This window comes from Chryseobacterium viscerum (assembly GCF_002899945.2).
GTDB classification, from domain to species: Bacteria; Bacteroidota; Bacteroidia; order Flavobacteriales; family Weeksellaceae; genus Chryseobacterium; species Chryseobacterium viscerum.
Window position 1 is genome coordinate 160,389 of record NZ_PPEG02000002.1, and the last position, 24,473, is coordinate 184,861.

27 protein-coding genes are annotated in these 24,473 nt (G+C 35.9%); 19 read left to right on the forward strand and 8 right to left on the reverse strand.

From position 1 onward, the window contains the following. Positions 1-94 precede the first annotated feature (94 nt). Entirely contained in the window at positions 95-1,162 is a 1,068-nt protein-coding gene (locus C1634_RS04380) for a T9SS type A sorting domain-containing protein (protein WP_109737949.1), read from the forward strand. 50 nt (positions 1,163-1,212) lie between these two features. Here C1634_RS04380 and C1634_RS04385 read toward each other — a convergent pair whose 3' ends face one another. Together C1634_RS04385 and C1634_RS04390 are read right to left on the reverse strand one after the other, a co-directional pair. Beyond that, positions 1,213-1,881 (reverse strand): hypothetical protein, encoded by a 669-nt coding sequence (locus C1634_RS04385; RefSeq protein ID WP_103234990.1) that lies wholly within the window; start codon positions 1,879-1,881, stop codon positions 1,213-1,215. A gap of 127 nt (positions 1,882-2,008) precedes the next feature. Continuing rightward, the gene (locus tag C1634_RS04390) at positions 2,009-4,156 is read right to left on the reverse strand and encodes an endonuclease MutS2 (protein WP_109737950.1); all 2,148 of its coding nucleotides are present in this window, start codon (positions 4,154-4,156) and stop codon (positions 2,009-2,011) included. A 296-nt stretch (positions 4,157-4,452) separates the two neighbouring features. Between C1634_RS04390 and C1634_RS04395 the strand changes: the two genes are divergently transcribed. The 3 genes from C1634_RS04395 (at position 4,453) to C1634_RS04405 (ending at position 6,627) form a co-directional block, all read left to right on the forward strand. Further along, a complete protein-coding gene (locus C1634_RS04395) occupies positions 4,453-4,815 on the forward strand; it encodes a hypothetical protein (protein ID WP_103235284.1) in 363 nt (120 codons plus the stop codon). 49 nt (positions 4,816-4,864) lie between these two features. Next, the gene (locus C1634_RS04400) at positions 4,865-5,386 is read left to right on the forward strand and encodes a GNAT family N-acetyltransferase (RefSeq protein WP_103235283.1); all 522 of its coding nucleotides are present in this window, start codon (positions 4,865-4,867) and stop codon (positions 5,384-5,386) included. Between the two features lie 599 nt (positions 5,387-5,985). After that, positions 5,986-6,627 carry a uracil-DNA glycosylase gene (locus tag C1634_RS04405; protein ID WP_103235282.1) on the forward strand — a complete coding sequence of 214 codons (642 nt, stop codon included), beginning with the start codon at positions 5,986-5,988 and terminating at the stop codon, positions 6,625-6,627. On the opposite strand, the gene C1634_RS04410 is transcribed toward C1634_RS04405, so the two are convergent. The 3 genes from C1634_RS04410 to C1634_RS04420 form a co-directional block, all read right to left on the reverse strand. Continuing rightward, positions 6,614-7,123, reverse strand: coding sequence for a hypothetical protein (locus tag C1634_RS04410; RefSeq protein WP_103235281.1), 510 nt, complete (start codon positions 7,121-7,123; stop codon positions 6,614-6,616). The genes C1634_RS04405 and C1634_RS04410 overlap by 14 nt on opposite strands. Positions 7,124-7,139: 16 nt before the next feature. Then, complete coding sequence (locus C1634_RS04415; protein WP_103235280.1) at positions 7,140-7,631, reverse strand: DUF456 domain-containing protein; 492 nt, start codon at positions 7,629-7,631, stop codon at positions 7,140-7,142. Positions 7,632-7,709: 78 nt separating this feature from the next. Beyond that, positions 7,710-8,894, reverse strand: a complete 1,185-nt coding sequence (locus tag C1634_RS04420) for a carboxypeptidase-like regulatory domain-containing protein (RefSeq protein ID WP_228409982.1) — start codon at positions 8,892-8,894, stop codon at positions 7,710-7,712. Positions 8,895-9,166: 272 nt separating this feature from the next. Between C1634_RS04420 and C1634_RS04425 the strand changes: the two genes are divergently transcribed. The 11 genes from C1634_RS04425 (at position 9,167) to C1634_RS25875 (ending at position 19,369) form a co-directional block, all read left to right on the forward strand. Continuing rightward, positions 9,167-10,435, forward strand: a complete 1,269-nt coding sequence (locus tag C1634_RS04425; protein WP_109737952.1) for a mechanosensitive ion channel family protein — start codon at positions 9,167-9,169, stop codon at positions 10,433-10,435. 168 nt (positions 10,436-10,603) lie between these two features. Continuing rightward, positions 10,604-11,323: a pyridoxine 5'-phosphate synthase gene (locus C1634_RS04430; RefSeq protein WP_103234562.1), complete on the forward strand. Its 720-nt coding sequence runs from the start codon at positions 10,604-10,606 to the stop codon at positions 11,321-11,323. A gap of 103 nt (positions 11,324-11,426) precedes the next feature. Beyond that, positions 11,427-12,206, forward strand: coding sequence for an alpha/beta fold hydrolase (locus C1634_RS04435; protein WP_109737953.1), 780 nt, complete (start codon positions 11,427-11,429; stop codon positions 12,204-12,206). Between the two features lie 114 nt (positions 12,207-12,320). Next, positions 12,321-12,560, forward strand: a complete 240-nt coding sequence (locus tag C1634_RS04440) for a microviridin/marinostatin family tricyclic proteinase inhibitor (protein ID WP_109737954.1) — start codon at positions 12,321-12,323, stop codon at positions 12,558-12,560. A 52-nt stretch (positions 12,561-12,612) separates the two neighbouring features. After that, on the forward strand, positions 12,613-12,837 hold the full coding sequence (locus C1634_RS04445) for a microviridin/marinostatin family tricyclic proteinase inhibitor (RefSeq protein ID WP_109737955.1): 225 nt from the start codon (positions 12,613-12,615) through the stop codon (positions 12,835-12,837). 75 nt (positions 12,838-12,912) lie between these two features. Next, positions 12,913-13,869 carry an MvdC family ATP-grasp ribosomal peptide maturase gene (locus C1634_RS04450; protein ID WP_109737956.1) on the forward strand — a complete coding sequence of 319 codons (957 nt, stop codon included), beginning with the start codon at positions 12,913-12,915 and terminating at the stop codon, positions 13,867-13,869. After that, complete coding sequence (locus C1634_RS04455) at positions 13,862-14,866, forward strand: MvdD family ATP-grasp ribosomal peptide maturase (protein WP_103234559.1); 1,005 nt, start codon at positions 13,862-13,864, stop codon at positions 14,864-14,866. Before C1634_RS04450 ends, C1634_RS04455 begins: the two co-directional genes overlap by 8 nt. A gap of 498 nt (positions 14,867-15,364) precedes the next feature. Continuing rightward, a complete protein-coding gene (locus tag C1634_RS04460; protein ID WP_109737957.1) occupies positions 15,365-16,378 on the forward strand; it encodes an NAD-dependent epimerase/dehydratase family protein in 1,014 nt (337 codons plus the stop codon). Then, positions 16,375-18,144 (forward strand): AMP-dependent synthetase/ligase, encoded by a 1,770-nt coding sequence (locus C1634_RS04465; RefSeq protein WP_109737958.1) that lies wholly within the window; start codon positions 16,375-16,377, stop codon positions 18,142-18,144. Before C1634_RS04460 ends, C1634_RS04465 begins: the two co-directional genes overlap by 4 nt. A gap of 21 nt (positions 18,145-18,165) precedes the next feature. Then, on the forward strand, positions 18,166-19,224 hold the full coding sequence (locus C1634_RS04470) for a diphosphomevalonate/mevalonate 3,5-bisphosphate decarboxylase family protein (protein WP_103232571.1): 1,059 nt from the start codon (positions 18,166-18,168) through the stop codon (positions 19,222-19,224). A 1-nt stretch (position 19,225) separates the two neighbouring features. Then, positions 19,226-19,369 carry a hypothetical protein gene (locus C1634_RS25875; RefSeq protein ID WP_153816324.1) on the forward strand — a complete coding sequence of 48 codons (144 nt, stop codon included), beginning with the start codon at positions 19,226-19,228 and terminating at the stop codon, positions 19,367-19,369. A gap of 44 nt (positions 19,370-19,413) precedes the next feature. Here C1634_RS25875 and C1634_RS04475 read toward each other — a convergent pair whose 3' ends face one another. Next, positions 19,414-20,496 carry an endonuclease/exonuclease/phosphatase family protein gene (locus tag C1634_RS04475; protein ID WP_103232572.1) on the reverse strand — a complete coding sequence of 361 codons (1,083 nt, stop codon included), beginning with the start codon at positions 20,494-20,496 and terminating at the stop codon, positions 19,414-19,416. 110 nt (positions 20,497-20,606) lie between these two features. Here C1634_RS04475 and C1634_RS04480 point away from each other — a divergent pair, with 110 nt between their 5' ends. Both C1634_RS04480 and gloA2 read left to right on the forward strand, forming a co-directional pair. Then, the gene (locus tag C1634_RS04480; RefSeq protein WP_103232573.1) at positions 20,607-21,047 is read left to right on the forward strand and encodes a nuclear transport factor 2 family protein; all 441 of its coding nucleotides are present in this window, start codon (positions 20,607-20,609) and stop codon (positions 21,045-21,047) included. A gap of 23 nt (positions 21,048-21,070) precedes the next feature. Then, a complete protein-coding gene (gene gloA2 / locus C1634_RS04485) occupies positions 21,071-21,448 on the forward strand; it encodes an SMU1112c/YaeR family gloxylase I-like metalloprotein (protein WP_103232574.1) in 378 nt (125 codons plus the stop codon). A gap of 3 nt (positions 21,449-21,451) precedes the next feature. On the opposite strand, the gene C1634_RS04490 is transcribed toward gloA2, so the two are convergent. Further along, complete coding sequence (locus tag C1634_RS04490) at positions 21,452-21,835, reverse strand: DUF1634 domain-containing protein (RefSeq protein ID WP_109737959.1); 384 nt, start codon at positions 21,833-21,835, stop codon at positions 21,452-21,454. Then, complete coding sequence (locus C1634_RS04495) at positions 21,835-22,665, reverse strand: sulfite exporter TauE/SafE family protein (RefSeq protein ID WP_103232576.1); 831 nt, start codon at positions 22,663-22,665, stop codon at positions 21,835-21,837. Before C1634_RS04495 ends, C1634_RS04490 begins: the two co-directional genes overlap by 1 nt. Positions 22,666-22,762: 97 nt before the next feature. On the opposite strand from C1634_RS04495, the gene C1634_RS04500 reads away from it, so the two are divergent. Continuing rightward, entirely contained in the window at positions 22,763-23,314 is a 552-nt protein-coding gene (locus C1634_RS04500) for a DUF1543 domain-containing protein (RefSeq protein WP_103232587.1), read from the forward strand. A gap of 24 nt (positions 23,315-23,338) precedes the next feature. Next, positions 23,339-24,451 carry a 5-(carboxyamino)imidazole ribonucleotide synthase gene (locus C1634_RS04505; protein WP_103232577.1) on the forward strand — a complete coding sequence of 371 codons (1,113 nt, stop codon included), beginning with the start codon at positions 23,339-23,341 and terminating at the stop codon, positions 24,449-24,451. Positions 24,452-24,473: the final 22 nt, after the last annotated feature.

Sequence of the window (24,473 nt, forward strand, 5' to 3'; positions counted from 1 at the left end):
TTCTCAATCTACTGAGAAAATATAATAATTTAAATATTATTTATTTCATCAAAAATTTTTAATTAATTTTGAAGTCAAACTTAAACTAATAGTCATGATCAAAAAAATATTTTTGCTATTTCTTTTGTCAATTATTTCATTTTACCAATGTAATGTATTGAAAATCAAAGAAAATTCTGTTTCATTATTACCACCACCTGCAAATGTTACAATAACAGATATAACTCCTACCAGTGCTACTGTTTCCTGGACTCCTCAAATCGGAACAGGAAGCATGGTTGTTTATAAAAAAGTGGGAGAAATAAGTTCAACTACCAGATATACTACAAGTACTTCAATAACAATTGATTTGACGCAGTGTACTACTTATGAAGTAAAAGTGCAATATGTACAAGCGGGAGGAGGATATTCGACACCTATTACTTTTACAACACCAATGTGGTATTGTATTGAAAATTCTACTGCTGTAATTACCCCTTATCTGTATGCATCTAATGTTACACTTAATGCAACTGACTTGTCATCAATGGTTAGTAATTCAACAGGAACAAAGGCTTACTCAAATTACCGTTCGGATCCTACTCGTAAGGTAAAATTGGTTCGTGGAAGCAGTAATAATACTATTTCTGTTACTAAAGCGGGACCTTCTACTCAAAATCCAACTACGATAGGAATTTGGATTGATTACAATGGAGATAGAAGTTTTGATTCTTCTAGTGAAAGAATCCTATATTCAACCAATAGCACAGATATGAATCCTACGGCAACTTTTAATGTGCCTTTACAAGCCGGACAAGGAGAATGTAAGGTAGCTATGAGGGTAATATCTAATACTACACCTTATTTTACGAATTGTGGTCCTACAAATGAAATACAAGATTATGAAGTTGAGTTTATTGATGCTTCAAGTTTAGCAACAAAAGAATCTTTAGAAAAGAATAAAGAAATTAGTATTTCTCCCAATCCGGCATCGGATATTTTAAATATCTCAGGAATTTCAGAAGCAGCCAATTTTGAAATTTATAATGCTGTAGGACAAAAAACAGAAGAAGGTAAAGTTTCAAATCATAATGTGAGCATTCATCATCTATCAAAAGGAGTATATTTTATTCAGTTGAAAGACAAAGAAAAGGTAACCCGCCTAAAATTTATTAAGAAATAAAATAAAAAGAGTGCTTGAAAAAGCACTCTTTTTTTATCTGGAATACAGTTTTAAGATTCTGTATTTTGTTTTGTAGAGTCATAAATGGCCTGTGGATCATTTTTTAGAAAGTAAGAAAAGACTCCATAGAATAAAAGGACGAAAAGATATAAAATGCTACATAGATAAAACGCAGTTCCGAAACCATAGCTGATCGAAATATCACTTCCGAATCCCATCGCCATTTTATTATTTCCAAATCCTTCCATATTGGATTGAAACGTCAGATAAAAGATAAGCAAAGAGGTGAGTCCTATGATAGAGAGAATGATATGATAAAGATATTTCTTTCTGATATTCTTCATCACCTGAACGGCAATGCCTGCCATGGCAGCCAGCAATGCAATGATGATAAATGGGTTAGGAGAGATATTTTGTTGGTCTTTCTTATCCTTAGGTTCATTCAGAGGTGAATATTCAATATCTGTGTCTGAAGAGTTGTCTGCTTCTGCTTTATCATTTCCGAATGCAGCGCCAAAAGGTGAACTTTTTTTGAGGCTTTCCTTCATTCGCTCATTGATGGCTTTTTTGGAAACTCCCGTTACAAGATCAGTTCCTTTGACAGACATTAGAGTGGTATCTCCACATTTTATCAGGAAAAAAGGAAAGAAAAAGCATAGAATAATAACCGTATAACTGGGTATTGGCAAAAGGTCTGAAAGGGCTTTTAATGGTTTCATAAATTATAGTTTTAGATAAAAATAGAAAAAATATAGGATAAAGCATAAAAAAAGAGAGAGCACCTTATGGCACTCTCTCTTCGTATTTGCGTAGAATGAGTTCATTTTCAAACTCATTTCAGATTAATTAAATTCTCTCAAGTTCATCGGCATCAATCGTTGTCTTGAAGGTTCCGTAATTGACAATCACCTTGTTTCGGGAAATCTTCTCGATCGTTCCCACGCTGGTGCTTCCGGTAATACGAACACGCTGTCCGATTTTCATCCAAACAGCTCGGTCACTTTTACGCTGTTCTTCCAATTTCTCATTGGTTTCTGCGATTTTTTCAATGACATCCTCCTTTTTCAGCTGTTGAGTGATTTTTCTCTTTACGACCTGCAGACGTTTAGTTTCATCTTTGTCATGACCTAATTTCCTGAATTTTTCCTGCTCAAGAAGCTTTACAAAGTCTTTTACAACATCTTTTCTGGATTTTCCTTTGGTATAACTGTCGATGAATGTTTCAATCTTATTTCCAAACTGAAGTTTACGATGTTCCTCCTCATACAGTTTTTGGAAATTGAACAGTTTCTGCTGAAGCTGGTCATTCAGTTTTTGAAGATTATCACGCTTATCTTCTACAGATTCTTTCCTTTCTGCAAGATCAACTTTCAGTTTTTCAACCTCGAATTTTTCCTGTTGCAGCTTTACAATAGTCTTGTCGAGATTTACGATATCATGTTCTACCTTTTTCTTGGCAGAATGGATGATAAATCTTGGAATTTTATTCTTTTCAGCAACTTCGAAAGTAAATGAGCTTCCTGCCTGTCCCACTTCCAGTTTATACATCGGCTCCAATGTTTCTTCATTGAAAAGCATCGCTGCATTCTGAGCGTTGGGAAGCTGCTCTATGACCAGTTTAATATTGGTATAGTGCGTCGTGATAATGGCAAAACTCTTTTTATCATAGAAAAACTCCATGAAACTTTCAGCCAGAGCACCTCCTAGTTCCGGATCAGAACCTGTCCCAAATTCATCAATCAGTAAAAGCGTATTGGCATCAGCCTCGCGGATGATTCCAGACATTTTTTTCAATCGGGATGAATAGGTTGACAAATGGTTTTCAATGGACTGATTATCCCCGATATCGGTCATCATCTTCTCAAAGAAAAACATTTCAGACTTAGGATGTACAGGAACCAGAATACCACTCTGAATCATCAGCTGTAATAATCCGACCGTTTTCAACGTGATAGATTTTCCACCGGCATTGGGTCCGGAAATACAGATGATTCTGTTGTGATCCGTTAAACTCAGTGTCTGTGAGTGGATGATCTTGTTCTCAATCTTATTTCTCAGCCACAACAAAGGATGATAAGCATCTTTTAATTTCAACGTTCTATGATGGTTGATTTTCGGAAGAACTCCGTTGATCAATTCACTAAACTTAGCCTTGGCTCTCGTAAGGTCAAGGTCAAAAATATAAACCTGATATCTCCATAGTTGAGGTTGGAATTCTGCCAGTTCTGCAGTAAGCTTTCGGAGAACTTTGTCAATTTCTTTTTTCTCTTCCTCCTCACTCTCGCGAAGTTTGAAATAATGTTTTACAACACTGTCCGGCTGAATGTAAGTAATGGAACCCGTTTTGGAAATTCCTAACGTTCTTCCGGGAACTCTTTTTTTGAATCCTGATTTTACTGCCAAAACCCTTTGGTCGTCAATAATCGTTTCCCGTATATCATCCAAAAAGTCACTCTGTCCATACGTGGTGAGTGCACGGTTGAAATTTTCCTGAATCGCTTTTTTAGCATGCTGAATTTCAGTTCTCAAATCCTTTAAAGCTGGAGAGGCCTCACTTTTTACCTCACCAAATCGGTTGAAAACCTTATCTACCTTATCGATGATTTCTTTTCTGAATTCCAGTACAGAAACTTCTTCCAGTAAATTAGGAAAGGTTTCCGGCATGGTAGGAAAGAATTTTTGCAATTTTCCGATCTGTTCCGTGATGGTTTTTATTTTGATGAAAGCCGTGTTTTCCAAACGGTAGTTCTCAATCAGCATCACTTTCAGCTCACTTTCAATATCTTCATATTCATCAAACGGAATCGCATTTGAACTTTCAAAACTCGACAGATATTCTGAGGTTTTTTTTAAGGAAAGTTCCGCCTCTTCTATTTCCATTGGGCGAAGTTGAAGAATTTTTTCTCTTGTTTTCGGAGAATACGCAAATGGGGAGATTTCCGCGAGCAATTGCGGAAACTCTAATTCGTCTAAATCTTCTTTATCTATATACACAGTGCAAATTTAGTGAGAATTTTGATTATTACGTATATCCGAGAGATTTACAGAATAAATTAACGTTGAATTGGATGTTTTTTTAACGATTGAAATGATAAAAATTTTAAGATGAGGTAAGAAAATCTAATGTTTTTGATGGTACAGCTTTAAGATTTGCTTTTCTCTTGATTATCATTCCTTCCTTAGAAACCCTTAATGGTTTATATTAAAAAATAGAATCATTCTTTTTAGAAGGAAAAAGTTTGAACGTATAGTGGTTAAGGCTTATATTTATTGCACTAATAACGATAATCATGAAAAATTTACTACTTGCTCTTCTTTTTCTTTTGGCAGGTATTCAGGTTCAGTCCCAAATTCAAAAAAATGAGGCTAAAAAAGGTGAACAGAAAACCTATAGCAGGAAGAACAAAAAACCTGAAGGTAAAAAGCTTTTGGTGAAAAGTCTTAAAAATAAAGACATGAAAAAAACGTTCAACCATCATCGAAAAAAAGAGGATCATTATGATAAAGAGTACAAAAAGAATGATAGAGATAAAGAAAAATCTATTGTTGTTTATGAAAGAAATTACTCCATAAAATACGGCGTGTACTTATTTATGAATCTCGATGCTGACAAAAATGAATTTTCGGAAGCGCTGGCATTGAGAGATATCTGAAACAACTGCACTGAACAGAAAATATAAAACTATTTATTCTATCTTACCAATGAAACTGGAAACCACAAGATTGATTTTAAAAGCAATCAATGAAAACGATACTGAAGATATTTTACGGATTCGAAGCAATGAAGTAACCAACCGGTTTGTGCGGAGAAATTCGCCAAAAAATAATTATGATGCACTTCAGTTTATTTTAACCATTAAAGAAAAAACTAAAAACAATCATACCGCCTATTTTGGAATTTCTTTAAAAGGTCAGCAGAATCTTATTGGAACAATTTGTCTTTGGAATTTTTCTGAAGATCGGAAAACAGCTGAAGTCGGTTATGAATTGCTGCCGGAATATCACAGACAGGGAATTATGTCCGAAGCTTTGAAAGCGGTTTTAGACTGCGGATTTAATGAATTGCATTTACAGGAAATTGTAGCAATTACCAGTAAATTTAATGAAAACTCGAAAGGACTTCTATTAAAGCATGATTTTATTTTGGAAGAAGGGAAGGAAGATGAAGGATTTCCGGATAATATTATTTTTAGCTTAAAAAGAGTGTCTAAATCTGATAGGTAAAGGTTATCTTGCTGTAGATGTCTTTTTTGTACAAAGTGCTTTTTTGCTGACAGTTTCCTATTCTGGGAAGTTTAAAGCTTTGGAATTTAAAATAATACAGACTTTTTATAAGAAAAGAATCAATAGGATTTATCCGATATATTTTTTATCAATTGTTTTTATTATCCTGTTGATGAGAGGTGTTCCGTGGCTTACTTTTTTATTAATGCCGGATTGGTACAGTGCTTTTTTAATCCCAATCGTTTACTGAATATTGTCTATTGGTCATTGAATACAGAGTGGATGTGTTATCTGATCTTTCCCTTTATGCTTTATCTGATTATACGATATAAAATTCGTGGCGAAATCCTGATTCTTGCAGGCTTGTTTTTAAGATTAATTCTCCCTTATTTTCCTGATATATATATTCATTCAGCAGGATCCATTATATTATTAAGAGCCAGAATTTTATAATTGTGGATATTCCACTCCTTAATCCGTTATTATTAATTGCATCTTCGCTGCTGCTGTCCTATTTTACATATATGCTGATCGAAAGAAAAGTAAAGATATTTAAGGTATAATCTAAACTCTTATTTTAATATTATTACTTTTGCAGTATGACCTGGACAGAAATTTTAGCCCCAATAAAGAGTACGGAATACTTTAAAACCCTTTGGGAAAAAGTAAAGAATGAATATGCCACAACCCAAGTTTTTCCGCCGAAAAATCAGATTTTCAGAGCATTGGAGCTGACGGCTTTTGACGATGTTGAAGTTGTAATTATTGGGCAGGACCCTTACCATAATGATTTTCAGGCAAATGGTTTGTGCTTCTCTGTTTCGGAGCAGGTTACCACGCCACCGTCACTTAAGAATATTTTTATTGAATTGAAAGACGATTTGGGAGTCGTAAGAACTTCCAAAGAACTTGAAGACTGGGGAAAACAAGGCGTTTTACTATTGAATGCCACTTTAACGGTTCGTGCCCATTCTCCTAATTCTCACAAAGATCTTGGCTGGGAAACATTCACTAATTTTATCATTAAGGAAATTTCAGATAAAAAAGAGAACGTAGTATTTGTATTGTGGGGGGCTTTTGCACAAAAAAAAGCCGAACTTATAGATCCGGCTAAGCATTTTATTCTGAAATCGGCACACCCTTCACCATTCTCTGTGTACAGAGGTTTTTTTGGAAGTAAACCATTTTCAAAAATTAATGAATATCTTATTTCCAAAGGAAAGAAGCCTATTTCGTGGTAGAATCTGTTGATTGACCTGCCTTTTTTATCGTAATTCCGATTTTATATTTTCCGGCTAATGCTTTTGTTCCATCCTGTTGTTTTGGATATGGAGCAACATCCTGTAATGTAATGACGTATCCGTTAAATTCTGCAGACTGGTGATAATTCCTTCCCGGATAATCTGTACTGGCAAGGCTTAAAATAGTAGGTCGGGTTGCAGTTCCCATTACTTCCACCTGGGCTACAGCTGCTCCGGCCCAGATACAGTTGACCCCTTCAGGACAGCGGCTGTCTTCAGAAATTCCTTTGAATGTTACATTCATCTGGTATTCCTTTAAAAACTTATTCTCACCTTCATTGAAGTACAGAATACCGTCTTTCTGATCATTGGAATTCATAGCTTTTGTATTGGTTTGTATTTCAGAAGCTTTTGTATTAATCTTAGATTTCTTTTGGGCATCGCATCCCGTTAATGCAAAAATTCCCAGGCTGAGTATGATAACTTTATGGAACATAGTTTCTTATATTTAATTAAATGACGCTAAACATATTAAGAAGTACTACCAAAAACATTGCCACTCCTACCACAAAACTGAATCCGGTTCCATAAATGAATCCAATCAGTGCTCCTTTAGTAGATTGTAAAGCTTTATTCATATCCTTACTGTCATGAAGTAATTCACCAATAAATACCCCTGCAAACATTCCGATCAGAAAGCCTAATGGGATTGGAATAAATATTCCAACAATGGTTCCTATTACAGAACCGATACTTCCCCAGCGCGTACCACCATATTTTCTGTTGGTCTTTGCCGGAATCACATAGCTTAATACTACCGAAGCCAATGTAAGAATTCCGAATGCCCAGATATAAATCATAGACAAATCCGCATCTGTCCCGAATTTATAGATCAGAAGTCCGCAGATACTCAGCAAAAGACCGGGCAAAACAGGAAGGAAAGTTCCCAATATCCCGACAAATAATAAAATAAGGCAGAAAATATTAATAATCGTTGTATCCATTCGTTTTAAAAATATAGATGCAATATAAAAAAAGTGGCCTTATAAAAGACCACTTTGAGAACGAGTTATAAAATTTTATTACAAATTTAAGATTACGTATTCCAGAATCGGTCCCGATTTACCGATATTTCCACTTGCATGGTTATGGAATGTAGTATAATAGATATTTCCGCTATTGGTAGTTCCTGTACAAGATCCCATATAATCACCGTGTGCCTGGTGGGCATTCCATGCATTCTGATTAATCGTAATGGTAATATTGCTGCCACTTGCTGTATGGTGGCAGATTGTCATATGATTATTGTTTAAAGACGTTCCCACGGAGATCTTAGGAGCTGTTGTATCCACATACTTATTGGTTCTTATCATCAGGGGTTCATTATCTTTCTGTACCAATACTTCCCAGAACAAAGGATCATAATGCTGGATTTTTTGCCACAAAGGCTGATCATATTGAATATTTAATGTATTAAATCCTATTGCTGAAGCCATAGCAGTATTGGAAACACTACAGTTGTTATACATAGCCACATTCCCATTGGTATTAAAACAGATTTTTGGAAGATCGAGAAAGCCTCCATAAATACCGCAGTAGGGAGCGTTTTTATCTCCTCCTACCAGATACGCTGCTGCCCAGTCTGAACTGTAAATGCTTCCGCCATTCGTTATAAAAGTAGAGAGATTATTGAAAACAGAAAGATCGTTACCTGGATTGTTGGTCCCTGTCTGTGTAAGATTACGTGAACCACAATTCAGGAAAATAATATCATACTGAGAAATGGTGTTAAAATTTTTTAAATCATGATAGCTAATTTCTGTCGCCGTATAGCCAAGACTTGTAATAATAGCTTCTATCTCGTCATAACTGCCTTCTACATAGGCTATTTTTGCAATCTGATTCAGTTTTGAATCTTTGCTGGGAACGCTGGTTACTTCATCCTTTTTGATGGTAACAGGAGTCTCGGTTCTAAAATTAAGACCATTACCAGTCTGAATGTGAAGAGTCGTGTTTCCTTCAGGGGCAGTCAGGCTGAACGTACCATCCGTATTGGAATAGGTATGATAAACGTGATTTTTATTATCAATAGTGAATACAATAGCACCGCCAATGGGTTTTGTGCCGTTTTTAGCAAAGACCTTGCCTTCTACCTTTCCGGTTAATACTGGCTTAGAATCTTCTGGACTGGCTGAATCCTCACTGCCTTTACAGTTTACTAGCAGCACAAGAGTGCATAGCATGATTAACAAATAATTTTGTTTCATATTTAATTGATTTTGATGGGTTTAGTTTTAACCAAATTTAATAAATAATTAATATTAAAACATTAAAATTGTAATTATTTTTAATAATATTTAGTCTATTGTGGTTTTTGTAGTTAATTTTTCATTTATAATAAGGTGTTATGAATGATTTGATATTTTATGATATGGTCTATGAAAAATTTTTGTCAAATATCGTAGGGTAAATACTTTTTGGGATGAAAATTGATTGTGAATAGTAAAATCATGATTCTTAATTTCATAAATTTGCTGTAATGAATGACCAGTTACAAGAAACCAAAAACTTTATACAAGAGCTGAGCGAGCAGCTTTACATCTATATTACCCGGATTTCACCAACCGGGCTGGACTGGTTTTTTCATATTATTGTAAAACTTAGTTTACTTCTTGTCTTGCTTTTAATTACCGATTTTGTTTTTAAATTTATTATCAATTCTATTTTTCGGTTATTTCATAATGAAGAGAAGTTTCCCATTTTAAAATCTATTTATCAGTCTAAAATTACCAACTCGGTAGCTCATTTTGCAGCTTTGATCGTGGTTGGATCTATTCAGGGGTCTATATTTCCGGAAAATGCTTTGCCCAAAACAACCATCTTTATTATTAGATGTGTCAATTTGGGATTGGTATTAATACTTGCCGGGATGTTGTACAGATCACTGACTGCTTTTAGAAATTATTTTAGCATCAAACAGGATTTTTATAAAATTATGGCACTCAATGCCATTTCAGAAACGGTAAAAATTTTAGGACTCTTTGTATTTACGGTAGTAGGCATCTGTGTGATCTTTGGGATCAAAGGAACCACTATTGTAGGAAGTTTGGGGGCTATTACTGCTGTTTTGGTACTTGTTTTCAGAGATACAATCCTGGGATTTGTAACGGGACTGCATGTGGCTACTTCTAAAATCCTGAAAGTAGGGGATTGGGTAAGCATTCCCAAATACAGCATCGAGGGAAATATTACAGATATTAGTCTTTTGACAACCAAAATTACCAATTTTGATAAGACGGTTTCCACTATTCCAACCTATGATCTGATGACCACTGAGATCAAGAATATGCAGGTCATGTCTGAATCTAATACCAGAAGAATAAAAAAATCAATCTACTTTAATATCAATTCTTTTAAGTTCCTGACAGATGAGGATATTGAAAGGCTAAAGGAAATTAATCTTATTTCAGATTACCTTGAAGAAAGAAATATTGAGATCAAAAAAGAAAAAGAAAGTCTGGAACATAAAGATAAAATTGTGAACGGACGACAGCTTACCAATATTGGGGTTTTCAGATATTATGCACAGAAATATATTGAAAATGATCCGGATGTAGAGAAAACCGGAACCCGAATGGTTAGACAGCTGGATATCACCCCTCAGGGGCTGCCACTTGAAATCTACTGCTTTGCCAGTGATTCCCAATGGGAGCGTTTTGAGCAGATTCAGGCAGATATTTTTGACCACTTATTGGTCGCCTCAAAAGAATTTGAGCTTCAGGTTATGCAGATAAGCGTAAAAGTGTAGAAGTTAGAAACTAGATATTAGAAGTTAGGGGCTAAGCTCCTTTGCAGCTGATATTTAGATAACATAATAAGTATAAAATTTAATAGTGATATAGAAGTAGAATGTGAAATGATAATAACCGTTGTCATCTCATGTCTAACTTCTCATATCTAACATCTAAAATAAAAAATGACAAAACTAAGCGTAAACATTAATAAAATTGCGACGTTAAGAAATGCAAGAGGAGGTGAAACCCCAAGTGTTACAGAAGCAGCTGTAAAAATTCAGGAATTTGGAGGACAGGGAATTACTATTCATCCAAGACCTGATGAAAGGCATATCACAAGAAAAGATGTCTATGATCTGAAGCCATTGGTTACGACTGAGTTTAATATTGAAGGAAATCCTCATCAAAGTTTTATTGATATGGTATTGGATGTAAAACCTGAGCAGGTAACCTTAGTGCCGGATGCTGATGATGCGATTACTTCTAATGCAGGATGGGATACTAAAAAACATTTGGATTTTCTTACAGAGATCATCGCAGAATTTAAAAATGCAGGGATTCGTACTTCTGTTTTCCTTGATCCTTTACCAGAATTGGTAGAATACGCAGCGAAGGCCGGAGCAGACAGAATAGAACTGTATACCGAAGCATACGCAAAAAATTATCTGACTCATAAAGAACAGGCTATAAAACCTTATTATGACACAGCAGTTGAAGCTACCCATTTCGGATTGGGAATCAACGCTGGACATGACCTAAGCTTAGAAAATCTGAAGTACTTTGCAGATACCATTCCAAACTTGTTGGAAGTATCTATCGGACACGCTTTAGTTTCTGAAGCGCTTTATATGGGATTGGAAAATACGGTTCAGGCTTATTTGAAGAGACTGGCAAAATGGTAATCAATAAGAAACTAGACGTTAGAGATTAAAAATGAGTAATACTTCGTTTTTGGTCTCTCATATGATCTAGCTTCTAATTTCTCATATCTAACTTCTAAGAAAAATGGAAATTTTAAACTCAAAAATATTCGGCGAAAACTTAACTAATACGCCGTTGTTGGTGTTCCACGGACTATTTGGAATGCTTGACAACTGGGGGAGCTTCGGAAAAGATCTGGGAGAATATCTTCCTGTACACCTGATCGACCTCAGAAATCACGGAAGAAGCTTTCATTCAGAAAGTATGTCTCATGATGATCTGGCAGATGATATTGCCCGTTATATGGATCATTACGGAATTCAGAAAGCACATGTTCTGGGACACTCTTTAGGAGGAAAGGCAGTGATGCAGTTTGCAATAAAGTACCCTGAACGTGTTGAAAAACTGATTGTTGTAGATATTTCACCTAAAGCATATCCTCCCCACCACCAAGGAATTATAAAAGCTTTGGAAACGGTTGATTTCAATACAGTAGGCTCAAGAAATGAAGTGGAAGAAGTTCTCAATCAGTATATCCCGGAAAAATCTACGATCCAGTTTTTAACGAAAAATCTGTATTGGGATGAAAATAAAAAACTTGGCTGGAGATTCAACCTTAAAACATTATCCGAAAAATATAATGAATTTGTTTCCAACGCCGTTAAATTTGGTGTTTTTGAAGGCGATTCACTCTTTATAGCAGGAGAAAAGTCCAATTATATACTGCCTCAGGATGAGTTCGGAATCAAGCAGCAGTTTCCAAAGGCTAAAGTGGTAACGGTGAAAAATGCAGGACATTGGGTACAAGCTGAAAATCCGGTTGATTTTGCAAATGTTGTCAAGGAATTTTTGGAATTAAATTAATTTTATCCTTTGATTTTTGATATTATGTTAAATTTATATTAAAATTTAATATTATTTCTCCATGTTTTGAATTTTTTGTACTTTGGATTTCCAAAACAATAAAAATATTAACTTATGGAAAACAAAAATTCAAAAAAGAAGCCTTTTTTTGCAACATTCTTAGAAAAACAAGTTAAAGATCCGGAAACTGTAAAAGGAGGAGCTATTACTTCTAAGCTTGCAGACCAGATTACTTCAGTAATCAAGGATCATATCACTACTTCAGCACTTGAAGATAGCGTTACAACGCCTGATAATGATAATGTTACGATGAAATATCCATCTGACGGAGATGATGATGTTTTTGAAATGTAAGAAATATACCAAAGCGTAAGCTAAATTATATATCAAACTAAAACTAAACATTATGAAAAGCAACAGCTCAAAGAAAAAGCCGTTTTTCGCATCATTTTTAGAAAAACAGGTGAAAGATCCGGAAACGGTAAAAGGAGGAACAGATATTTCAATTCCTGAAAGAGATATGATCACAAAACCTTCAGTAGACACTGTAACATCTCCAAAAGATGATATGATGCATACGATGAAATATCCATCTGACGGTGATGATGATACGATGACTATTCCACTATAGAATAAGTAGAATATAAATAAAAATAATAGGGGGAAACTTAGACATTAAGTTTCCCTTTTTAATAAAAACCGGCAAATGATTCTCTGCATCACTCATTCACAGGATTTTTATAATATCGATCTCTTTTTCGAATATCTGACCTCCAAAAATATCCCTTATTTCAGACTGAATTCTGACCGGCTGAATCATCTTCAGAAGATCAGTATTCATGAAAATTCGTTTGAATTAACTGACGAATCCGGAAATACAATCCATTCCGATTCTATTAAAGGAGTATGGCACAGAAAAGCCTGGAAAATTAGTGCTCCTGAAGAACTGGATAAGGATTATGAAAGGATTTTTCTGAATGAATATGGAAGTCTGAGGTATAATCTGATGACAGCTTTAGAAGATATTCCCTGGATCAATCCCTATGAAAAGGAAAAAAAAGTCGATGGAAATAAAATATTTCAGCTGAAAATCGCTCAAAAAAATAACCTGACCATTCCTAAAACTCTTTTTTCCAATGACTCAGAAAAAATAACGGTATTTTTTCATCAATACTGTAAGGGAAAAGCAATTGCTAAACTTCATGGAGTAACGGCAAAAACGATGTCAGGTGAAAACATGATTTCCACGACTGTTATTGACGAAGAATCTTTGGAACATCTGTCAGATATCGCATATTGCCCAATGATTTTTCAACCTTATATTGACAAAGAATATGAATTAAGAATCGTCTATGTAGACGGTGATTTCTTTACAGGAAAAATTAATAACAGCGAAAATGCAGATTGGAGAGTTGCCCGTGAAGGTTATTTCTGGTCAGCTTATGAACTGCCGCACTCTGTGAAAGCCAATCTCACTTCCATGATGAATGAAATGGGGCTTTATATCGGAGCAATCGATATGATCAAAGGAAGAGATGGAGCCTATTATTTCCTTGAAGTCAATCCACAGGGAGAATGGGGAATGCTGCAGAAAGAACTGGGATTTCCCATTGCAGAAAGAATTGCCGACAATCTTATCAAAAGAATTAATTTCCATGAATAAAATTTTAATTATAACGCATACTGCAGATAATTTTTCAATTGAAAAAGTAACAGAATATATTGGCCAAAACGGCTGTGAAGTCATCCGATTTGATGTTGATGTATATCCTTTACAAAACAAACTGTCTACCATTTTCCAGGATGGAGAATGGATAAGCTACCTTGAAACTCCTGAAGCAAAACATCGCCTGGATGATATTTCAGCCATTTGGTACAGGAGAGCCTACAATATCGGAAAAGGACTGAAAGAAGAGATAGACTCTAAGTTTTACGGAGCGACAATGGGCGAGATCCGCAATACTCTTTTTGGTTTCTTTGAATCGGTAGATACTTATTCTTTAGGAAAACCAAGTGTTTACAGAAGACTCGACAGTAAGGAAGAGCAATTGAAAATCGCTGATAAATTAGGTCTGACCATTCCGGCAACCTGCCTTACCAACAATCCTGATGAAGCAAGAAAATTTATTATAAAACATCAGAATGTAGTGGCCAAAATGCAAACCGGTTTTGCGATCTATGAAGATGGTGTTGAAAATGTAGTTTTTACCAACGTTGTCAGTGAAGATAAATTGGAAGAACTAGATTCACTACTGTACTGCCCAATGCAGTTTCAGCAGATGATTCAAAAGAAAAAAGAACTTCGTATTACCATTGTGGGAAGAGATGTCTATGCATTTGAAATAGACTCTCAACAGTCAGAAGATGCTAAAGTAGACTGGAGAAAAGACGGAATTAATCTCATTGATAAATGGACGAGAACAGAACTTCCGGGAGATGTAGAAGCAAAGCTGCTGGAGTTGCTTGATATTTACAATGTAGATTATGGTGCAATAGACATGATCGTTTCCCCTGAAGATGAATATTACTTTATTGAGATCAATGCCGCAGGGGAGTTCTTCTGGCTGGATAATCTTACAGAAGGAAATCTTATTTCTAAGAGTATTGCAGATGTTCTCTGCGACAAAGCTCCAAGAAGAAATAATGAGGTGATGGCTTAAAAACAAAGTATGTTTTTATCATAAAAGTCCTGAAAGTTGTCAATTCTTTCAGGACTTTTTTATTGAATTGGTGAGAACCACCCCGTCAAAAATTCGTTGAATTTTTGCCACCCCTCCAGAGGAGGGGAATTTTCGCCCCTTCAGTTGGAATATTTTGTCATCATTGTAAGGTTGTTCAATGTTTTTTTTTGCAGTTAGGAATCTAAATATCCTTTCGATGTTTAAAAATCTATAGCCTCAAAACTTAGGTGTACTTTTTCACGCAAAGTTTATAATTTAAATAAACAAAAACGGCTAAAAAATTTTGGGACTTTTATGGTGAAAACTTTCAAGTTTATCGTTTTCAAAATGATAATATTGGTTAAATTAAGTTGAATTATGCTTTAAAAATCGCAAATTTGCAAAAGCGGTTTTTCAGAGGAATTTTCACAGGATTCCGAAGAATTGCCGGATAGAAAATATTGTTATATTTTAGTCAGCAATCAAGCAACATAATTAATGATTTTTGTAACGGGTGCTACCGGAATTCTGGGAAGAATAATTGTACTGGAACTTCTTAAAAGAGGTAAAAATGTACGTGCTTCCAAAAGGCCGGGCAGCAATTTAAACGAAGTAAAGCATTCATACAGCTTTTATACGGAGAATCCCGACGATTTTTTCAATAAGATCGAATGGGTAAACGTAGATTTTGATGATCTCGATTCTTTGAAAACTGCACTGCAAGGTGTAGATGAGGTGTATCATTGTGCCGCAAAAGTAAGTTTTCATCCAAAAGATGAAAAAGAAATGTACCGTACAAATATCAAGGGTACAGAAAATTTGTTGTTTGCCTGTGAAGGATCAGACGTGAAAAAATTTCTCCATGTAAGTTCTGTTGCCGTTCTTGATAATTTCAATGAAAAAGGAGAGCTGGATGAAGATTCTGAGTTTAATCCAAAACTGGAACACTCTGCTTATGCTATTTCAAAACACTTATCAGAAATGGAAGTATGGAGAGCTTCAGCAGAAGGTCTGAATACCATCATTATCAATCCGGGAATGATCGTAGGAAGTGGAAACTGGAGCCAAAGCAGTGGGGAGCTTTTCTCTACCTTTGAAGATAATAGTTTTACCTTTTCCGGTGGTTCTGCCTACGTTGATGTAAGAGACGTAGCCAATACTGCGATCGGGCTGATGGAAAATAATCTTTTTGGAGAACGTTTTATCATTGTTGCTGAAAACAACCGATATGCTGACCTGGCAAAACAAGTGAGAACCCGTCTGGGGCTTAAAGATGCCAGAATTCTTTCACAATCCATATTAAATATCGGAAGAATTGCCAACACCCTTTTCGGATGGCTAATCCCGAAACTGAAAATGGTTACCAAATCAAATATTGAGGCCATTTCATCATTCAACACCATTTCCAATCACAAAGTCAAAGAAAAGCTGAATTATCAGTTTATTCCTGTAAAAGAAAGTATAGACTTTCACCTGAATAATTATATTAACGACAAAAAGCTGAAGAAATGAATCTTGCAGAGGCAATTATCCTTAAAAATGTAGAAAAACATCCTATAAAAGCGGCCATCGGATTTAAAAAGAAAGATGCAGCCTGGAAAGAGCTGAGCTGGCAAAAATTCAGTGAGATTATTTTTAAAACCGCCAACTCCTTAAAAGAAGCTGGTGTTCAGGAAAATGACAGAGTTGCTATTTATTCAGATAATTCATCCGAATGGATGATCGTGGACCTTGCTTCAATGGCTATTGGTGCTGTTACAGTTCCTATTTATTCGACCAATAATGCTGAGCAGGCAGAACATATCATCAACGATTCCGGAGCTAAAGTTGTTTTAGTGGGCAACCAGCTGCAGTATGATGCTTGTTTAGAATTTTTACATAAAGAAGAAAATAATCTGGAAACAATTATTGTTTCTAAAAAAGCAGTGTGGATCAAGAAGGAATTCAATAGTTTTTATCTTGAAGACTTTATTGCAAAAGCTTCACTAGAGCTGGAGTTCTGTAAGAAAGAAAATGATGATACTGCCACATTGATCTATACTTCCGGAACCACCGGAATTCCAAAAGGGGTAATGCTTACCCATGGAAATTTCATTAAAGCATTCGATTCTCACTTTGAATTTTTTAAGTTTAAAAACTTTGAAGAAGAGCTTTCACTGGCATTCTTACCCTTAAGTCATGTTTTTGAAAGAAGCTGGAGTTTACTGTGTTTATACGGAGGTGCCCGAGTTTATTTTCTGGAAGATCCTAAAAATATAGCTAAAGCATTGGAGGAAGTAAAGCCTACTGCAATGTGTGCGGTACCGAGATTTTTTCAGAAAGTATATGCAGGAGTCCTGGAAAAAGCAGAAGAAGGTTCATCATTGAAGAAAAAAATCTTTGACTGGGCGCTTAAAACCGGATGGGAAACTGCTGAATTGAAAAGAAATGAAAAACCGATTCCTTTTGTATTGAAACTTAAAGAATCTGTCGCAGATATGCTGGTTTTCAGTAAAATTAAAGAAAAAATGGGCGGAAGACTTTGGTTTTTACCATGTGGTGGTGCTTCTCTGTCACCGGAAGTTACCCGTTTCTTTGATTCAGTGGGAATTCACGTGACTGTTGGTTATGGATTAACAGAAACTACCGCAACATTGACTCTTTTCCCTTTAACTCATTTTGAACATGGTACAAGCGGAAAACCTTTGCCGGGAGTAGAAATGCGTATCGGAGAAAGTGATGAGATCCAGGCGAGAGGTAACGGGATCATGAAAGGATATTATAACAAGCCTGAAGAAACCCAGAAAGTGTTCACGGAAGATGGATGGTTCAAAACCGGTGATGCAGGAAAATTTGATGATAAAGGAAACCTGATCATTACAGACAGAATCAAAGATCTGATGAAGACTTCCAATGGGAAATATATCGCTCCGCAACAGATTGAAAACCTTTTGACCAACAACAATTTTATCCAGCAGATCATGCTGATTGCGGAAGGTAGGCAGTTTGTTTCAGCGTTAATTGTTCCTAATTTTGAATTTTTACAGGATTATATCAAGAAAAATAATATTCCCTTTACCAACTGGGAAGATGCTGTGAAAAATGAGAAGGTAATCAACCTTTACAAAGAAAAGATTAAAGAATTACAGAGCCACCTGGCAGACTATGAGAAAGTGAAGAAGTTCACTTTGATGCCTGCAGAATTTGATATCAATACAGGAGAAATCACTCCTACATTGAAGGTCAAAAGAAATGTGGTGATCAAAAAATATGCAGACATTATAGAGAAGATGTATTAAATAATACACTTAAATTAAACGATGACGACACAAGAATTTATAGGAAAAGAAAATTTCAGCATTCATACACAAACGGTTTCAGAAAGCTGTCCGTCTAATATTGCTCTGATTAAATACTGGGGAAAATATGACAATCAGATTCCTGCCAATCCGAGTATCAGCTATACTCTAAACCACTGTAAAACCAATACTTCAATGGAGTTTATAGCGGGTGAGCCTTTTTCAGTACAGACTTTTCTGGCTGGAAATGAAGAAGTGAAGTTTGCTGAAAAAATTGAGAAATATTTCAAAAATATAGAACAATACCTTCCCTGGATTTTAAAAGGAAGATATAGTATCAGAACAGAAAATACATTTCCACATAGCTCAGGGATTGCGAGCTCGGCTTCAGGATTTGGAGCGATTGCACAATGTCTGATGGCATTGGATGCTTCATTTACAGAGAAAATGTCTGAGGAAGAATCTTTGAGAAAAGCTTCATTTTTAGCAAGACTTGGAAGTGGAAGTGCATGCCGAAGTTTATACAACGGACTTGTTGTCTGGGGAAAAACTGATGACGTAGAAGGAAGCTCTGATCTATTTGGAGTACAATATCCGGATACAGAAATTCATGAAGTATTTAAAAACTTTAATGACTGGGTGTTGTTAATTCATGAAGGACAAAAAAGTGTTTCGTCAACGGTAGGACACGGTTTGATGAATACCAACCCTTACGCAGAAAGGAGATTTCAGGAAGCAAGGGAAAACTTTGTTCCCATGAAAGAGATCCTGAAAATAGGAGACATGGAACGTTTTATCAAATTGGTAGAGCATGAGGCGCTTACATTGCATGCGATGATGATGATGAGTGATCCAGCGTTTATCCTGATGAAAACAGGAACCCTGGAAGTCATCAACAAAATCTGGGATTTTAGAAGAGAAACAGGACTTTCATTATTCTTTACCCTGGATGCAGGAGCCAATGTTCACCTTCTGTTTCCAAGCAATGATTCTGAAGAACAGATCAAAACCTTCATTGAAGCTGAATTATTACAGCATACACAGAAGAATGGAGTAGTGAAGGATGTGATGAAATTCTAGTATGAAAAAGAAGAAAATTTATATCCTCATTGCCATTGCCATTGCTTTATTACTCATGTTTTTTACCGAATATGAGGTAGGGACAGAAACAGGCAGCTGGGGCAGAAATAGAACTATTAATTGGGGATGGAACTTCGGATTTTGATAAAAATAATAATATTCAATAGGAGTGGGCTTTAGCCCACTTTTTTAATCCTCAGTAACAACAGTTTCCCGATCTCCATCTTCTTTCTTTCCTTCCTCGATCATCATTTCAGCTTCTGCTTTTTCTTTGGAAGTTGCTGTTTCTATCAGCTCCTCCTGTTCATCATTATGATGGTCAATAAAAAACTCGCAGTATACCGGAAGGTGATCTGAACCAAAATTCTCCAAGGTCTTCAGCTGTTTAATAAAAATATCTTCACTGTGAAACATCAGATCGATAGGAAACCTTAAAAGACGGTATTTTGCATGAAAGGTAGAAACGAAAGAATGCCCGATTCGCGGATCTATCAGATGACTTGTTTTTCTGAAAAGTATCGACGATCTTGACCAGGCAACGTTATTGAAGTCTCCTACTACAATGACTGGTTTTTTGATATCCTTTACACATTTAGCTGTGCTTAAAAGATCGCCATCTCTTTCCTTTGATGTTTCCTCTTCTGTAGGACTTGGCGGTGGTGGGTGAACTCCGAAGAAAACAAAAGAAAAGCCATCAGCTGTTTTCATATGTACCTCAATACTCGGAATATCATCAGCTACGAAATAATGAGTCTTTGCTTCTTTAATTTCAATCCTGGAATAGAAATGCATCCCGTAGGTGTTTTCAAGGGTCACCTTATGTTGGTAACCATATTCTTTTTCTAAAGGTCTCATTGCTTTTTCCCAGTCTCCGTTGCTTTCCATAGTCATGAAAAAGTCCGGGTTATACTTTTCAATAAGTTTATAAAACCTATCATATTCCTTATTGAACTGATAGACATTAGCTGAAATGAAATGAAGCTTTCCAGAGGACTTGGTGTGCTGTTTGTATTTTTTTACAGGATAAAGAGGGGTATATCTGATGAGGGTTTGGCTATGATAAACAAATAGCACAAGTAAAACCCCCTGATAATACCATACATATTCTATAGGATCAATGATGAGTCCTAATAGAAAAGTGAAAAAGATAAGATAAGCGACCTGTATCTTAGCAAATTCAGGAACCCGGAATATCCAGTGAGAGTGCTGAATTTTTGGAAGGATAGTCAAGACCAGTAAAAGTATGGCCAGAACCAGATAAATAATCCACATATGAAAATTCTTTGGCTGAAATAATTTTGGTACAATTTAAGGAAAATCAATTGTAGAATCCATTCATTAATTTAAATTTTGCTTACTTTTATTTATATAAATCATATTCTATGAATAAAATTATGGCACTGCTTCTGCTGGTCAGTATTTCAGCTTTCGGTCAGCAAAATAAGGATATTGAAAAACCCATCCGTAACCTATTCCTTGGCATGAAAAATGCAGATTCTGAGCTGGTAAAATCTGCCTTTGCAGAAAATGCAGTTCTTCAGACTATTACCAAAGAAGGTACTGTAAAAAGTGACAGCATACAGGATTTCATTGCTTCAGTTTCTAAATTTCCGAAAGGAGATCTGGATGAAAGAATTACTGTAGAAGCAATTCATACAGACGGTAACCTGGCAAGTGTGTTTACCCCTTATTCTTTTTATTTAAAAGGAAAGCTGTCTCATTGTGGAGCAAATAGTTTTCAGTTGGTGAAGCAGAATAATGAATGGAAAATTCAATATATTATTGACACGAGAAGAAAGGATAATTGTAAGGAAATTAAATAATAAAATTAAACAAGAAGGAGACAATGAAAATTCATCATATTGCAATCATCTGTTCAGATTATGAAGTTTCAAAGAAATTTTATACAGAAATTTTAGATTTGAATATCATTCGGGAAGTTTACCGTGAAGAAAGACAATCTTATAAGCTTGATCTGGCCATAGGAGATCATTATGTCATAGAACTATTTTCTTTTCCTGATCCAGGTCAGCGTCCGTCACGTCCGGAAGCATGCGGTTTAAGACATCTTGCCTTCTCTGTTGACAATGTTACAGAAAAACGAAATGAACTGATCGGAAAGGGGCTGAGCTGTGAAGAAATCCGCATAGACGAATTCACCGGAAAAGAATTTTTCTTTACTCAGGATCCGGACCAATTGCCGTTGGAGTTTTATGAAATGTAAAAATTAGTGGGCGTAGCCTGCAAAGAAACTCACGGCCATAATTGCTAAAACAATAGAAGAAATGACTACATATACGTAGTCTTTTTCTTTTAAATAGCCTATTAAAGCGAAAACAATCCTCATTAAAGGTGTAAAGATTAATAGAAGGATCCCCAGTTGAATAATAGCCATACCTTCCCCTTTACACAGGGAATTCCAGAAATGACTCCATACTTTCTCTGAAGAAGTACCTACCACAAGACTGGTATATTTTTCAGGCATTTTAAACCCCTCAAAAAATAACTTGATAAAACCAATCAGGGAGGTTGCCACAGACAGAATAACACCCAGTCTAAGAAGATTTCCTACGGAGCGGTTAAGATCTACATCTGTAAAATTCTTTTTCATTATCTGAAGCTTTTGTTGATACCGTTATACATCATATAAACCGAAAGAATGGTGATAACAATGGCAAAAAATACTTTTAATTTTTTGGTCTTTGATACCATCAGCGTTTTTGAACCGATAAAACTTCCGATTACAACTCCAATCAATACCGGAGCTACAATGACCGGAATAATTTCTCCTCTCTGGAAATAGATCAGTGCACTGGCTACAGCCGTTACTCCAATCATGAAGTTACTTGTTGTGGTAGAAACCTTGAAAGGCAGTTTCATCATATTGTCCATTGCCAGTACTTTCAATGCTCCGGAACCTATTCCTAAAAGTCCGGACATGGCACCTGCGAACATCATCATCAAAAATCCTGGAACAGTATTTCTTGCAGAATAGCTTTTTAATACTCCTTTATCTGGGAATGTTCCGTACAATTTCAGTTTTTCTTCCAGACTTCCTTTGATCAGAGGTTCCTGGTGATCAGGCTTTCCTTTAAGATTCAAAATAACCGTAAGAAGAAGGATACTTGCAAAAATAATTCCGATGGTATTCGGGTTAAGCATTCCTGAAACCAGAGCACCCGCAATAGCACCCGCTGTGGTGGCTATTTCGAGAAACATACCGATTCTCATATTGGTAAAACCTTCTTTGACGAAAGCTACAGCCGCACCAGAAGAGGTACCAATCACCGAGATGAGTGAAGCACCGATAGCATAATGCATTGGAACGCCAAAGCCCAGCGTTAATAAAGGAATGATAATGACTCCTCCTCCTAAACCCGTAAGTGAACCTAAAAGACCAGCGGAAATTGCGCCAAGGAAGAGTATGATGATTTCTGACATACTACAAATAATGTTACAAATATAAAATTATTGTAGTAGTCTGCCAAACATTTGAAAAAGATAAATTTAACGTATTTTTGCATGCATGAAAAACAGAATGAAATTATTTTATGTAATCCTTGGGGCTACCCCTAAAGGAAGAAACATTGAGCAGCACGATGTTTTCTTCGGAATAGCAGAGAATCTTAAAGATCTTGTTCCGGATATGAAGGAGTTTTGGAAGGAAGCAGAAGGGAAAATTCATGTAGACTGTCATCAGGAAGTAAAATTCGCCGACGGATATGAAGTGGAGATTGTAGAAAAAGGAGAAAATTCTTCTGAAGATCAACTTTTTTTTCTCAATCTGGGAGGGTATAAGCCCGGTTTTTTTGAAGAATTTCATGAGCAGCATTTGATGGTGGGGCTGTCTATGGGAGAAATTGTAAAAAGAGCAAGAGGTACCGAGTTTTATCAGACCATGGGATTTGAAGGAGCGGTAAGTCATATTGATGATAAACATGGAGTAGACATTGATGATATTTTCAATGTGAGTGATATTCTTCCGGTACATATGAAAGAAAAATATTCTATCGTTCTTAAAAAATCTGATGCAGAAAACCAGGAGAATCCAATGGGGCTTGGTTATTTAAAAATCGATAAAATTCAATAAGGATAAATCTAATAAAAATAAAAAATGAAAATAGGAATTCTGGGTGGCGGACAGCTGGGAAGAATGCTGATACAAAGTGCACTGAAGTATGATGATGAGTTTTATACTCTGGATCCGGCTTCTGATGCACCATGTCATAATATCTCGTATTTTACACAGGGAAATTTTAATGATTATGAAACGGTTTTGAATTTCGGAAAAGATAAAGATGTCGTAACTATTGAAATAGAACACGTAAATGCTGAAGCATTGGCAGAACTTGAAAAACAAGGAATAAGAGTGGTTCCTAATGCCAATATCATCAAAACGATCCAGCAAAAAATCCTTCAGAAAGAATTTTATAAAACTCATGATATCCCAAGCCCTGAATTTCAGGTGGTATGGAACAGTGATGAGAAAATTATCATGCCGTTGCCGTTCGTTCAGAAAATGAATACAGGAGGTTATGACGGGAAAGGAGTACAGGTGATCAAAACAGAAGAAGATTATCAGCATATATGGACAGAAGCTTCAGTAATTGAAAGTTTGGTCGATATTGATAAGGAGCTCTCCGTCATTGTAGCGAGAAATGAAAAAGGAGAAACCAATATTTTCCCACTAACGGAAATGGTTGCCGATCCAAAACTGAATCTTTTGGACTTCAATGTATGCCCGGTTCTTCTGACAGAAGATGTTCAGGGGCAGATTGATTCTATTACAGAGAAATTCTTGAATGCAGTGAATTCTCCGGGACTATTCGCCATCGAATTATTCCTTGATAAAGAAGGAAAAATATGGGTGAATGAGACCGCTCCAAGACTTCACAATTCTGGACACCAAAGCCAGGAAGGAAATACCAATTCACAGTTTGAACAAATGTACCGTGTGGTAAAAAACCTACCTTTAGCAGATACCGATGCCATCACATACAGCGGAATGCTGAATCTGGTAGGAGCAGAAGGATACGAAGGAAAAGTAGTCTATGAAGGAATGGAAGATGTCCTTAAGTTACCTGAAACTTATATCCATTTGTACGGAAAGACAGAAACCAAGCCAGGAAGGAAAATGGGACATATCAACGTCCTTGCAGATTCCAGAGAAGAGCTGATGGAAAAGCTTGTACAGGTGAAAGGAATGGTGAGAGTGATTGCTGAGTAATATCAGGTTAAAATAAATAAAA